Source organism: Mesorhizobium sp. M1E.F.Ca.ET.063.01.1.1, assembly GCF_003998155.1.
Taxonomy (GTDB): Bacteria; Pseudomonadota; Alphaproteobacteria; order Rhizobiales; family Rhizobiaceae; genus Mesorhizobium.
This window is the reverse complement of the sequence record NZ_RZSC01000094.1, coordinates 1-13,393: the sequence shown is the minus strand read 5'-3', so window position 1 is coordinate 13,393 and position 13,393 is coordinate 1. Positions and strand designations below refer to the sequence as shown.

At 65.4% G+C, this 13,393-nt stretch carries 8 protein-coding genes and 1 pseudogene; 1 reads left to right on the top strand and 8 read right to left on the bottom strand.

The window, feature by feature from the left end:
• The 8 genes and pseudogenes from EOA29_RS10335 to EOA29_RS10300 form a co-directional block, all read right to left on the bottom strand.
• Window positions 1–316, bottom strand: a pseudogene (locus EOA29_RS10335) (thermonuclease family protein); the annotation flags it as partial.
• Between the two features lie 10 nt (window positions 317–326).
• Entirely contained in the window at window positions 327–965 is a 639-nt protein-coding gene (locus tag EOA29_RS10330; RefSeq protein ID WP_126090297.1) for a helix-turn-helix transcriptional regulator, read from the bottom strand.
• A 95-nt stretch (window positions 966–1,060) separates the two neighbouring features.
• The gene (locus EOA29_RS10325; RefSeq protein ID WP_126090298.1) at window positions 1,061–1,603 is read right to left on the bottom strand and encodes a thioesterase family protein; all 543 of its coding nucleotides are present in this window, start codon (window positions 1,601–1,603) and stop codon (window positions 1,061–1,063) included.
• Between the two features lie 9 nt (window positions 1,604–1,612).
• The gene (locus EOA29_RS10320; RefSeq protein ID WP_126090299.1) at window positions 1,613–3,832 is read right to left on the bottom strand and encodes a 3-hydroxyacyl-CoA dehydrogenase NAD-binding domain-containing protein; all 2,220 of its coding nucleotides are present in this window, start codon (window positions 3,830–3,832) and stop codon (window positions 1,613–1,615) included.
• Window positions 3,833–3,847: 15 nt separating this feature from the next.
• On the bottom strand, window positions 3,848–5,056 hold the full coding sequence (locus EOA29_RS10315; protein WP_126090300.1) for an acetyl-CoA C-acetyltransferase: 1,209 nt from the start codon (window positions 5,054–5,056) through the stop codon (window positions 3,848–3,850).
• A 33-nt stretch (window positions 5,057–5,089) separates the two neighbouring features.
• Complete coding sequence (locus tag EOA29_RS10310; protein ID WP_126090301.1) at window positions 5,090–6,259, bottom strand: acyl-CoA dehydrogenase family protein; 1,170 nt, start codon at window positions 6,257–6,259, stop codon at window positions 5,090–5,092.
• Window positions 6,260–6,374: 115 nt separating this feature from the next.
• Window positions 6,375–8,171: an acyl-CoA dehydrogenase gene (locus tag EOA29_RS10305; RefSeq protein ID WP_126090302.1), complete on the bottom strand. Its 1,797-nt coding sequence runs from the start codon at window positions 8,169–8,171 to the stop codon at window positions 6,375–6,377.
• A 235-nt stretch (window positions 8,172–8,406) separates the two neighbouring features.
• Window positions 8,407–8,868 carry a MerR family DNA-binding transcriptional regulator gene (locus EOA29_RS10300; RefSeq protein ID WP_126095645.1) on the bottom strand — a complete coding sequence of 154 codons (462 nt, stop codon included), beginning with the start codon at window positions 8,866–8,868 and terminating at the stop codon, window positions 8,407–8,409.
• Window positions 8,869–9,331: 463 nt separating this feature from the next.
• Between EOA29_RS10300 and EOA29_RS10295 the strand changes: the two genes are divergently transcribed.
• Entirely contained in the window at window positions 9,332–13,387 is a 4,056-nt protein-coding gene (locus EOA29_RS10295) for an SEL1-like repeat protein (RefSeq protein WP_127220855.1), read from the top strand.
• Window positions 13,388–13,393: the final 6 nt, after the last annotated feature.

Here is a 13,393-nt window from a genome sequence, read left to right as displayed (position 1 = left end):
GCGCCAGATCGCTGAGCGGCGCGCGTGGTTCGACCCGCTCGAGTTCCCCCGCGGGCAGTTCGGGTGGCACCACGACCTCTGGATCGATTGCCCGCGAATGGGCCGGGGGCTTCGGCAGCTGCGGAGCGGCCGGCGCCAAAATGGCGGAGGTCGCTGGCTCCTCGGGCGCCGCATCAGCGCCTTGCCCCGGTACCGGATCGATCTGGTCGACCGTGACGACGCTTTCGCTGCCCTTCAGCGAGCGGCCTCCGGCGACGACCATCGCCGCCATTGCCGGAACCGCCACAAGCGCGAGGGCAAGATGGGGGACCCGCACCAGCCCGGACCTACTGGCTGGCCCAGACGATCCGCGCCACCCATTCGACATCGCGCATCGGGATGTCGCGGTCCGGGTGAGCGGGATTGAGCGAGACCAGCACGATCGCCTTGGCGGTCTGCCGATCGAGCACCTTGGCCATGACCTCGCCAGCGGTGGTCTTGACGACGACGCGGTCGCCCTTGCGCGTGGGCGCCCCCGGCTCGACGATCAGCACGTCGCCGTTGCGGTAGAGCGGCAGCATGGAATCGCCCTGGACCTTCAGCGCATAGGATGTTTCCGCCGCCCGCGTCGGAAGCTCCACCAGATCCCAGCCCTGCCCCGAGGGATAGCCGGCATCGTCGAAGAAGCCGCCGGCACCGGCCTGGGCAAAGCCAAGCAGCGGCACGGCCGTGCGCTGCGGCGCGGCGGAGCCGCTGCGACCTTCGACCAGCCCGGTGAATTCATCCAGCGAGGCGCCGGTGGCCTCGATGATCTTGGCCAGAGATTCGGTCGAGGGCCAGCGCGGCCGGCCGTCGGAGGACAGGCGTTTGGATTTGTTGAAGGCGGTCGAATCGAGACCCGCGCGTCTGGCGAGACCTGAAGCGGACAGCGAATAGCGCTCGGCAAGAGCGTCGATTGCAGCCCAGACGCGATCGTGTGAGAGCAAGTTCGCTCTCCCTTTGAAACAGGAAAAAATGCCTCAACGCTGTCTAGCGCGCGGCTGGTTGATTGTCCACTGGCGAAGCGTCGGATCGCCGACAATCAGGCTCGCTTGGCCTGCTCGCGCAGATTCCGGTGCGAGGCCATGAACGCCCGCTCGGCTTCAGTTGGCGGACGCGGCTGCGCGGAACGGCCAAGTGCCGCCACGACCTCGTCGATGCCGAGAAAGCGGCGGCCACGCCGGTCGTAGACGCCGCCGGTGGTCAAGATCAGCGCCGCCGTCTCGCCATTGTCGAGGACGAAGCGGTGCCTGCCGATCACCGAAGTGCCTTCCCAGGTCTCGATCGAGGACACCACCTCGAAGCGTCGCCACAGCCTGATCTCGCGCACATAGGTCACCTGCAGGCCGCCGATCATCGGCGCCCAGCCGTTGCGGCGCGCGAGCGCGACCAGACCGACGCGAAGAAAGACATCGATGCGGCCAAGGTCGGCCAGCATCATATAGCGCGCATTGTTGAGATGGCTGTTGAAATCGATGTCGGTCGGCAGGCAACGGAAGGCCAGCCGACTCTGATCGCCGACCACGTAAGGGCCACGGCTGGACGCCGTGGCCATCATGCGCGCGAGGCGCCCCCAGACATACATGACTGGACGTCAGGCTGCCTTCTTCACCTCGCCCTTCTGATAAGGGTCGAAGCGCTGGTAGAAGGTCTCGCCCTTCTCGGCCATGTCGATGAGCAGCTTGGGCGCCTTGAACTCGGCCCCGTATTTCTTTTGCAGGCCCTTGGCGATCTTGACGAAACGCTTGGCGCCGATGCCGTCGATATAGGAGAGCGCGCCGCCGGTGAAGGGAGCGAAGCCGAAGGCGAGGATCGAACCGACATCGGCCTCCCGAGGATCGGTGACGATGCCTTCTTCCATCACGCGCACCGCTTCCAGGGCGATGGTGACCAGCAGCCGCTCTTTCAGCTCCTCATAGTCGACCTTTTCCGGCTTGAGCTGCGGATAGAGATCCTTGAGGCCCGGCCACAGCTTCTTCTTCGCCGGCTTGGCGGGATAGTCGTAAAAACCCTTGCCGTTCTTGCGGCCGAAGCGGCCATGCGTGTCGACCATGGTGTTGATCAGCGCCATCTGCTTCGGGTCGACGGCCTTCTCGCCGATATCCTTGATGGTCTGCTTCATGATCTTTTGGGCGAGGTCGATCGCCGTCTCGTCGGTCAGCGCCAGCGGCCCGACCGGCATGCCGGCGGCTTTGGCGGCGTTCTCGATCATCGCCGCCGGGACGCCTTCGATCAGCATCTTGTAGGCTTCGGACATGTAGCGGAGCACGCAGCGATTGACGTAGAAGCCGCGTGTGTCGTTGACGACGATCGGCGTCTTCTTGATGGCGCGAACGAAGTCGATCGCGACGGCCAAAGCCTTGTCGCCGGTCTTCTTGCCGAGGATGATCTCGACAAGCATCATCTTGTCGACCGGCGAGAAGAAGTGGATGCCGACAAAATTCTTCGGACGCGCCGAATTCTTCGCCAGCGACGTGATCGGGATGGTCGAGGTGTTGGAGGCGAAGATCGCCGAGGACTTCAGCACCGCTTCCGCCTTCTCGGTGGCGAGCTTCTTGACCGCCGAATCCTCGAAGACGGCCTCGACGACGAGATCGCAGCCGGCGAGGTCGGCATAGTCGGCCGTCGGCGTGATCAGCGAGAGCAGCTTGTCCTTGTCCTCCGGCTTGGCGCGCCCCTTCTTCACCTGATCAGCCATCAGGCTGTCGGAATGCGCCTTACCCTTCTCGGCCGACTCCATGTCGCGGTCGAGCAGCACGACCGGAATACCGGCCTTGGCCGTGACATAGGCGATACCGGCGCCCATGAAGCCGGCGCCGAGGATGCCGATCTTCTTGAACTTGGTATCGGGCACGCCGGCCGGGCGGCGGGCGCCCTTGTTCAGTTCCTGCAGCGACACGAACAGCGAGCGGATCATCGCCGCCGCTTCCTTGGTCTGCATGATCTCGGTGAAATAGCGCTGCTCGATCTTGAGCGCGGTATCGAAGGGCACCAGCAGGCCTTCATAGACGCATTTCAGGATCGCGGCCGCGGCCGGATAATTGCCATAGGTCTCGCGACGCAAGATGGCGATGGCCGGCGGCCAGAGATTGGCGCCGGCGGCCGAATAGATCGGACCGCCGGGCAGCTTGAAGCCCTTCTCGTCCCAGGGCGCAACCGGCTTCAGCCCGTTCCTGATCATCACCTTGGCGGTCTCGATCAGCTTCTTCGGCTCAGCGATCTCATGGATCAGGCCCATCGACTTCGCCTTCTGCGGTGTGAGATTCTGGCCGGTGGTCAGCATCTGCAGCGCCTGCTGCTGGTCGGTCAGCCGCGGCACGCGCTGGGTGCCGCCGGCGCCGGGGAAGATGCCGATCTTTACCTCGGGGAGCGCCATCTTCACCTTGTCGGAATCGGCGGCGACGCGGCCGTGGCAGGCGAGCGACATTTCGAAGGCGCCGCCCATGCAGGTGCCGTTGATCGCCGACACCCACGGCTTGCCGCAGGTCTCGATCTTGCGGAACAGGCCGGTCATATAGCCGGCATTGTCGAACAGCGCCTTGGTCGCCTTCTCGAGGTCCTTCTCCTTGTCGACGGCGAAGGTGGCGAGCATCTTCTGCAGCATGGTGATGTCGGCGCCGCCGGAAAAGCTGTCCTTGCCGGAAGTGATCACCGCGCCCTTGATGGCGGCGTCACCGGCAACCTTGTCGACGATAGAATTGAGCTCGAGCATCGCTTCTTCGGTGAAGACGTTCATCGAGCGGCCCGGCATGTCCCAGGTGATAAGCGCGATGCCGTCGGCGTCCACGTCGAGGGTGAAATTGGTGTAGCTCATCTTCTTCTCTCCCCGTCAGACGCGTTCGATGATGGTGGCGGTGCCCATGCCGGCGCCGATGCAGAGCGTGACCAATGCGGTGTTCAGGTCGCGGCGTTCCAACTCGTCCAGCACGGTGCCCAGGATCATCGCGCCGGTGGCGCCGAGCGGATGGCCCATGGCGATCGCGCCGCCGTTGACGTTGATCTGGTCGTGCGGAATGTCGAAGGCCTGCATGTAGCGCAGCACAACGGAAGCGAAGGCCTCGTTGAGCTCGAACAGGTCGATGTCCGACAGCTTCATCTTGGCGCGCTTCAGGAGCTTCTCGGTGACGTCGACCGGACCGGTCAGCATCAGCACCGGCTCGGAGCCGATATTGGCGAAAGCGCGGATGCGCGCGCGCGGCTTCAGCCCCATCGCCTTGCCGGCCTTCTTCGAGCCGAGCAGCACGGCGGCGGCGCCGTCGACGATGCCCGAGGAATTGCCGGCATGGTGGACGTGGTTGACCTCTTCGACTTCCGGATGCTTCTGCACGGCCACCGCATCGAAGCCGCCCATCTCGCCTGGCATGACGAAGGACGGATTGAGCGAAGCGAGCGACTGCATGTCGGTCGAAGGCCGCATGTGCTCGTCATGATCGAGGATGGTGAGGCCGTTCTGGTCCTTGATCGAGATCACCGAATTCTTGAAGCGGCCCTCTTCCCAGGCCTTGGCGGCGCGCTTCTGGCTCTCGACGGCGTAGGCGTCGACATCGTCGCGGCTGAAACCGTACTTCGTGGCGATCAGGTCGGCCGAGATGCCCTGCGGCACGAACCAGCCAGGCAGGCCGACCGACGGGTCCATGAACCAGGAGCCGCCGGACATGCCCATGCCGACACGCGACATGGATTCGACGCCGCCGGCGATCACGATCTCGTCCGCCCCTTGCGCGATCTTGGCGGCGCCGAAATTGATGGCGTCGAGACCGGATGCGCAGAAGCGCGAGATCTGCATGCCCGGTGCCTTGGTGTCGTAGCCGGCCTCGAAGGCCGCGGCGCGCGGAATGACCGAGCCGGCCTCGCCGACCGGATCGACGCAGCCGAAGATGATGTCGTCGACATTGCCGGTGTCGAGCCCGTTGCGGTCGCGCAGCGCCTCAAGCGTCTTCGCCGCGAGCCGCACCGCCGGCACCTCGTGCAGCGAGCCATCCTTCTTGCCCCTGCCGCGCGGCGTGCGCACGGCGTCATAGACGTAAGCTTCGGCCATTTTCGTGCTCCTTGGGTTTGCCGGTCGCCGCGCTCAGAGGGAGCGGCCGATCAGCAATTTCATGATCTCGTTGGTGCCGCCGTAGATGCGCTGGACGCGGGCGTCGCGGTACATGCGGGCGATCGGATATTCGTTCATGTAGCCATAGCCGCCATGCAGTTGAAGGCATTCGTCGACGACTTTGCCCTGCAGGTCGGAGAGCCAGTACTTCGCCATCGAGGCCGTGACCGGATCGAGGCCGCCATCGATGTGGCGCGCGACGCAGTCATTGTAGAAGACGCGGCCAATCGTAGCTTCGGTCTTGAGCTCGGCCAGCTTGAACTGCGTGTTCTGGAAATCGATGATCGCCTTGCCGAAGGCCTTGCGCTCCTTGACGTAGTCGATGGTGATCGCCAGCGCCCGCTCGACCATGGCGATCGCCCCGGTGCCGATCTGCAGCCGCTCCTGCGGCAATTGCTGCATCAGTTGGACGAAGCCCTTGCCCTCCTCATGGCCAAGCAGGTTTGAGGTCGGCACGCGCACGTGGTTGAAGAACAGCTCGGACGTGTCGTTGGCCTTCAACCCTATTTTGTCGAGGTTGCGGCCGCGCTGAAAACCTTCGACCTCGTCGGTCTCGACGACGATCAGCGAGGTGCCCTTGGCGCCCTTGTCCGGATCGGTCTTGGTGACGACGATGATCAGATTGGCGAGCTGGCCATTGGTGATGAAGGTCTTGGAGCCGCTGATCTTGTAGTGGTTGCCGTCCTTCTCGGCGCGCGTCTTGACGCCCTGCAGGTCCGAGCCGGCGCCGGGCTCGGTCATCGCGATGGCGCCGATCAGCTCGCCGGTCGCGAGTTTCGGCAGCCACTTCTGTTTCTGCTCCTTGGAGCCGTAATGCAGGATGTAAGGGGCAACGATCGAGTTGTGCAGGCCGATGCCGAAGCCGTCGACGCCAACATGGCCGATCGCTTCGATTATGGCGCTCTCATGCGCGAAGGTGCCGCCCGAGCCGCCGTATTTCTCCGGCATCGAGGCGCAGAGCAGGCCGGCAGCACCCGCCTTCAGCCAGCTCTCGCGGTCGAACATCTCGTTCTTCTCGAACTCGTCGTAGCGCGGCGCGATCTCCTCCGACATGAAGCGGACCGCCATGTCGTAGAGCATGCCGACCTCGTCCGCCGCCCAGGCGGGCTTCGGCAAGCCAAGAATTTCGGCGGGGTTGGTCATGCTCTTCTCCTCACAAGGCATGTCATCAGAGACGGGGTCGGCGCGCTACCGCGGGAGACCCCTCCAGGCCCTTCGGGCCACCCTCCCCTCAAGGGGGAGGGGACGCCGGGCATTTCTAGAACGCTTCGGCCGGCAGCGCCATCAGCGTGTCGGCGCCACTGGAGATGCGGGCAAGCCTCGTCGCCGTTTCCGGCATGATCCGCTCCATGAAGAAGCGCGCCGTCACCAGCTTGGCGTCATAGAACGACGCTGCCCCATTGGCGCCTTCGGCGAGCTTGGTTTGGGCAGCCTTGGCCATCTGGCCCCACATATAGCCCAGCGCGACCAGGCCGAAGAGATGCATGTAGTCGGTCGAGGCGGCGCCAGCATTGTCGGGCTTGGCCATGCCGTTCTGCAGCAGCCACATGGTGGCCGCCTGCAGGTCGTTGAGGCCCTTCTTAAGCGCCTTGGTGAAGGACGCTATCTTCTCGTCCGCCCGGTTCTCCTCGCAGAACTCGCCGACCTCCTTGAAGAAGGCCTGCACCGCGCGACCGCCATTTAGCGCGAGCTTGCGGCCGACGAGGTCGAGCGCCTGGATGCCGTTGGCGCCCTCATAGATCATGGCGATGCGGGCATCGCGCACGAACTGGCTCATGCCGTGCTCTTCGATATAGCCATGGCCGCCGAACACCTGCTGCGCCATCACGGCGTGGTCGAAGCCCTTGTCGGTCAGCACGCCCTTGACCACCGGCGTCATCAGACCGGTGTAGTCGTCGGCCGCCTGGCGATCCTTGTCGTCGCCGGAGCGGTGCGCAACGTCCGACTTGATCGCCGTCCACAGCGCCAGCGCGCGGCCACCCTCGTTGAACGCCTTCATGGTCATCAGCGAGCGGCGGATATCGGGATGGACGATGATCGGGTCGGCCTTCTTGTCAGGCGCCTTGGCGCCGGACAGCGACCGGCCCTGGAGACGGTCCTTGGCGTAGGAGACGGCGTTCTGATAGGCGATCTCGGAGACCGAAAGCCCCTGCAGGCCGACACCGAGCCGGGCTTCGTTCATCATCGTGAACATGGCCTTCAGGCCGCCGTTCAACTCGCCGAGCAGCGTGCCTTCGGCCTCGTCATAATTCATGACGCAGGTCGAATTGCCGTGGATGCCCATCTTCTCCTCGATCGAGCCGCAGGAGAGCGTGTTGCGCTCGCCGGGATTGCCCGAGGCATCGAGCTTGAATTTCGGCACGATGAACAGCGAGATGCCCTTGACGCCTTCCGGCGCGCCCTCGGCACGGGCCAGCACCAGATGGACGATGTTGTCCGCCATGTCGTGCTCGCCGGCGGAGATGAAGATCTTCTGACCGGAAATCTTGTAGGTGCCGTCGCCATTCGGCATCGCCTTGGTGCGCAGCAGGCCGAGGTCGGTCCCGCAATGCGGCTCGGTGAGGTTCATGGTGCCGGTCCAAGCGCCCTCGATCAGCCTGGGCAGCCAGGTGGCCTTCTGCTCGTCGGTGCCGTGCGTGACGATAGCCGCGATAGCGCCCTGCGTGAGGCCGGGATACATCATCAGCGCCATGTTGGCCGAGACCATGTATTCGGAGACCGCGGTGTGGACCGTGTAAGGCAGGCCCTGGCCGCCGAACTCGGCGGGCGCGGCCAACCCCATCCAGCCGCCCTCGCGATACTGGTCGAAGGCATCCTTGAAGCCCTTGGGCGTCGTTACCGAGCCGTCGTCATGACGCGCGCAGCCTTCCATGTCGCCGACGCGGTTCAGCGGATGCATGACGTTCTCGGCAAGCTTCGCGCCTTCGGCAAGGATCGCCTCGACCACGTCGGGCGTAGCATCCGAGAAGCCTGGCAGATTGGAATAGCGCTGATAGCCGAGCACGTCGTTGAGCACGAACAGCGTGTCCTGGACGGGCGCCCTGTAGATCGTCATGTCTTCCTCCACCCTTGCGGTCCTGGCCAGCCAGCAAGTTCCCGATCCAGGTCCGGATGGGAGGCCGAGCCAATGTCGACGCCCCGATAGCAAAAATTGACGTTTGCGTAAACGTCAATCTTGTCGCAGCCGGAAGATTTTTGGTGAGCGGGCGCATGCAAGGCAACAAAAAAGCCGCGCGGCCATGGCTGCGCGGCTATTGCTTTTGGCTAGTCGCCGTTGCGGCGCGAAATGATCAACCGGCGGCGCTTGCCTGTGGCGCGGCCCGTTCGGCAAGCATCTGGCGCACCGACGTCATCGAATTGCTCAGCTCGTTGATGGCGTCCTCGATCAACGCCCGCTGCTTCTGCAGGCGGGCAAGCTGCTTCTCGGACTTGTCGAGCGCCAGCCGCAACTGCTTGGTGTTGGAGCCGGTCGGATCGTAGAGGTCCATCATCTGCTTGACGTCGCGCAGCGAGAACCCGACCTTGCGGCCGAGCAGGATCAGCTTCAGCCGAGCCTTGTCGCGACGCGTGTAAAGACGGGTGGAGCCGTCGCGCTTCGGATTGAGGAGGCCCTTGTCCTCGTAGAAACGGAGCGTGCGCAAGGTCACGCCGTATTTCTTGGCCATCTCGCCGATGCGGACGAATTCCTCACCGGCCTCGGCCGGTAGGTGATTGCTATTGGCCGCGGCTTCGCCGGGCGAAACAAGTTTCATGGTCACTGGCTTTCCCCTGATGGCGTCGCGGTCCCGGACCAAGCGTCGCCTGAGTGGAAGCGGGGGCGTGCTTCCAATCGTGGTTTCGACAAATCAATCGCAAGAGGCACGGCTTCGCACCTTTTACGTTTACGTCAATTCTATACCGACAGCCGGCAGGTGACGCAAGGGCGTTGTCGGAACGGAACTTTATGCCGCACCCCGGATGCCCGGCTGGCCAGGCGGCTCAGGATTTGCCCGACTTCTTAAGCTTGGTTAACGCCTTGTTTACCACGTTGGGCGAAATGTGCGCATGTCGGTCATCCGTGTTTATCCTGTAGCGAATTTTTCACGGTTTTTCGAGGCGTGGGTGAAAACCCGGGAAGCCCGTCTTCCTCCGCAGCAGAACCGAGCGGCCGCCTTCGTTCCCGGCAGGACTTTGGGAAACCGGCCGCGGCCGGTCATTCTGAACACGGGCGCATCGATGAACAGCAAGCGGTCCTATCTCGATACACTCAACGCCGGCAGACAACGCCGGCCACACACCTCGCTGGAGGATCTGAACCGCTCGCTTGAGACGCTGGAGCAGCGGTTGGAACGGACCCGCACCGACACGCCCGAACGCCCGGATCCGCGGCGGCCGGCCGCCGAGCCACGCTACGCCGCCGCGCAACCTTATGGGCAGTCTCGCTGGTACGAAGACCCCTACTCAACGCAGAGCGAAAAAAATCGGGGACCGCAAAACCAGGCACCCTCCGGCCTTGGCCCCAACTATCAGGCCATTGCCCGCGACATCGACCGGGTGCGCGGGCAGGAGGACGGCGTCGCGATGGTGGGCAAGATCGCCGTCGAATTGCGCGGCCTGCGCGAGGAACTGCGCCATCAGATGACCGCCGGCCTGCAGCGCGAATTCGACGCGCTGCGCCAGGATATCGATCGCGCCATGCAGGCGGCGAGTCAGCATGGCGCTCGCGCCGACAAGAGCAGCGCCGAGCTCGGCCTCGAGTTCGAGCGGCTCTCCGGCGCCATCCACACGCTCGCCGAAAAGAGTGACGACCGCAGCGTCAACCTGTTGCGGCTCGAGCTGGAGCAGGTCAAGGCGGCGCTCGATACGCTGGCGCGAGAGGAAAGCGTGCGGGCCGTCGACCGCCGCTGGGACGATTTCGACCGCCGCTGGAGCGCCTTCGAGGATCGCGTCGACGCCGACCAGCGCCAGCGTGCCGAGGGGCCCAACCTTTCGGCACTCACCGACCGGCTGGAGCAGATCAGCAGCGCGGTCAACAACCTGCCGCAATCGCTGTCGCTCGGCTCGCTGGAGGAAAAGGTGCGCACGCTTGCCGGCGCGGTCGACCGCTTCGCCAGCCAGCAGACCATGCGCGGCGGCGAGACGCTCGCCATGATCGACGAGCGGCTGGACGAGATCTCGCGCGCCATCGTCGCCTCGACGGTGGCGGCGCAAGCCAATGCCTTCGATCCCGAAACCTTTGGGCGGATCGAGAAGCGCATGGCCTCGCTGGCGCAGCAGATCGAGGAAGTCGCGCAGGCGCGGCCCGGCGCCGAGGTCATCGACCGCCTCAATCTTCTGTCCAGCCGGGTGGACGAGCTCGCCGGCCGCACCAACCTGCCGGAGCAGGCGATGGAGCGTCTCGGCAAGCAGATCGCTTTGATCACCGACAGAATAGACCGGGCGCCGGTGATGCCCGACGCCGACCATATCTTCCAGGGCCTGGAGCAGCGCTTCGACGCGCTGTCGACGCTGCTGGAGCGCCGCCAGGGCGATGCGATCGAGCAGGGCAACATGCTGTTCCGCGAACTCGAGCGGCGGCTGGACGAAGTCGCCGACAGGCTCGACCAGCGCATGCAGCAGGATGACAGCACCGGCATCATGGAGGCGATCGACGCCCGCTTCACCGCGCTTGCCAAGCGCATCGAGACGCGCACGCCAGATCCCGCCAACGATATGGCGATCCGCGGCCTGGAAAGCCGGCTCGAAGACATTTCCAGCCGGCTGGAATCGTCTGCCGCGCAGGTCGCCGGCATCGATCCGGCGCTGATCCGCAGCCTGGAATCGCAGGTGACCGCCCTTTCGGCGCATCTTTCCAGGCCAAGCGCGCCGCTGCCCGACTTCGAGGACATCAGCCCGCGCCTCAACGAGATCGAGAAGTCGCTGGCCGGCACGCGCGATTCCATCCTCAGCGTCGCGCGCGAGGCGGCGGAGAACGCCGTCAGGTCGCTGGCCGAATCGAGCTCCAGCACGGCCGCTTCCAATGCGGTCGCCGTGGGCGGGCTCGCACAGGACCTGAAGACGCTCGAAGCGCTCACCCGCCGTTCGGACGAGCGCAATTCACGGACCTTCGAGGCCATCCACGACACGCTGCTCAAGATCGTCGACCGGTTAGGCTCGCTGGAGGCCGAAGGTCCCAGCGAAGCGGTCAGCGAACTCGTCGACCCGCAGCCCGTCGGCAAGCGGGCCCGCGCCGGCAAGATCGCGGTGCAGGACGCACCGTCGATGGATATCGACCAGCCGCTGCCCTTGAGCGGAGACATCGCCGATCTCGACGCGCGCACCGCCTCCATCCTACGCACCGAGCCTGTTCCGCGGGACGAGCCTGTTACGCGCGACGAGCCTGGCCCGCGTACGCCCGCCGAGGCCGCTGCCGCTGCCGCCATGGCCGCGCTTGGGTCGGACGCGATCGGCGAGAGGGCCGAGAAAACCGGTCGCAAGAAGTCGATGTTCAGCGGGCTGGCGCGCGCCTTCAAGGGCAAGAAGGACGCGGACACGCCGCCGCTTGCCGGTTCGGCGCCGGCTGGCGACATTCCGACGGTTGACATCGACGAACCGCTGGATCCCAAAGCGGCCAACCGGCCGCTGGAGCCGGGCTCGGGCGCGCCGGACCTCAATGCCATCATGAAACGTGTGCGCGACGAGCGCGGCAACCAGCCGGCCAGGCGCAGCGAGACCGACGCCGCCAAATCCGATTTTATTGCGGCCGCCCGCCGCGCGGCGCAGGCCGCCGCCGCGGAAGCCGACGCGCTGAAGCGGCAGTCGACGATGACCGGTCCGGTGAAGGCGCTGAGGATCGGCGATCTGCTCAAGGCGCGACGCAAGCCGATCCTGATGGCTGCGGCCGCGATCATGATGGCGCTGGCCGGCCTGCAGCTCGGCAAAGCCTTCTTCTCCGACCCGGCGCCGGTCGCCAGCAACGACGTCGCGCCGGTCGTCTCCACACAGTCGGTCGAAACCGCTTCGCTCAATGCCGCTGGCGCGCCGAAGACCGAGACGGACGCCGCGAAGCCCGAGAGCGCACCGGCCCGCGCCGTCAGGCAGGCCGAGCCCTTGAAGGACGATCCGGCGCCGCAGGCCGCCGCTCAGCCGTCCGGTCCCGAGATGCCTGCCGCCGCGGCGCTAGGCGAGCCGGCGCCTGCCCCGATGGCGCTTGCCGCGCCCGCCCAGCCTGTGCCAGCGCCGATGGCTTCGACCATGCCGTCCGAGCCGGTCGCCCCGGCCGCGAACGCGCCGGCCATGGACACGGATACGGATGCGCAGCCCACGACCAGCGCACCGGCTGCGGCGAGCGCTCCGGCAACCGGCACGCCTTCGGCCAGCACGCCGGCAACCACGTCCGCCGACACCACGGGCACCGTCCCGCCGGCCACCAGCCAGACCGCAATTTCGGCCGCCAAGATCGACATCCCGGCCGACATCGGCCCGGTGGCGCTGCACGACGCAGCCGCGGGCGGCGACGCCAAGGCGCTGTTCGAGATCGGCTCGCGCTATGCGGAATCGCGCGGTGTGAAGGAAGACATGGCGGCGGCCGCCAAATGGTACGAGAAGTCGGCCGAACTGGGCTTCGCGCCGGCCGAATACCGCATCGGCAATTTCTATGAGAAGGGCATCGGCGTCGCGCGCGACGTCAAGAAGGCCAAGACCTACTACCAGCTTGCCGCCGAGCAGGGCAACGCCAGCGCCATGCACAATCTGGCGGTGCTGTTCGCCATGGCCGCAGACGGCGTGACCGACAATGAATCGGCGGCGCACTGGTTCCAGGAGGCGGCGGACCTCGGCGTCAAGGACAGCCAGTTCAATCTCGGCATCCTTTCGGCCAAGGGCGTCGGCATGAAGCAGAACCTGGAGGAGTCCTACAAGTGGTTCGCGCTCGTCGCCAAGACCGGCGACAAGGACGCCGCCGCCAAGCGTGACGAGATCGCCAATGCGCTCAGACCCGAGCAGCTCGAGCGGGCCCGCGCCGCCACGGAACTGTGGAAGGCAAAGCCGCTCAACGCGGCCGCCAACTCGGCCGATGTTCCGGAATCGTGGCAGGACAACACGCCGCAGACGACCGCCGGCATCGACATGACGAAGGCGGTGAAGAACATCCAGCTGATCCTCAACAAGAACGGCTATGAGGCCGGCGGCGCCGATGGCGTGATGGGCGGCAAGACCAAGAGCGCCATCATGGCCTTCCAGACCGACAACAAGATGAAGCCGACCGGGGAAATCGACGCACCGCTCGTCAAGGCGCTGCTGGCGCACAAATAACGGCAG

Coding starts and splice junctions, on each gene's coding strand:
- EOA29_RS10305 (WP_126090302.1), bottom strand. CDS start 8,171: ATGACGATCTACAGGGCGCCCGTCCAGGACACGCTGTTCGTGCTCAAC.
- EOA29_RS10320 (WP_126090299.1), bottom strand. CDS start 3,832: ATGAGCTACACCAATTTCACCCTCGACGTGGACGCCGACGGCATCGCG.
- EOA29_RS10300 (WP_126095645.1), bottom strand. CDS start 8,868: ATGAAACTTGTTTCGCCCGGCGAAGCCGCGGCCAATAGCAATCACCTA.
- EOA29_RS10325 (WP_126090298.1), bottom strand. CDS start 1,603: ATGTATGTCTGGGGGCGCCTCGCGCGCATGATGGCCACGGCGTCCAGC.
- EOA29_RS10310 (WP_126090301.1), bottom strand. CDS start 6,259: ATGACCAACCCCGCCGAAATTCTTGGCTTGCCGAAGCCCGCCTGGGCG.
- EOA29_RS10295 (WP_127220855.1), top strand. CDS start 9,332: ATGAACAGCAAGCGGTCCTATCTCGATACACTCAACGCCGGCAGACAA.
- EOA29_RS10315 (WP_126090300.1), bottom strand. CDS start 5,056: ATGGCCGAAGCTTACGTCTATGACGCCGTGCGCACGCCGCGCGGCAGG.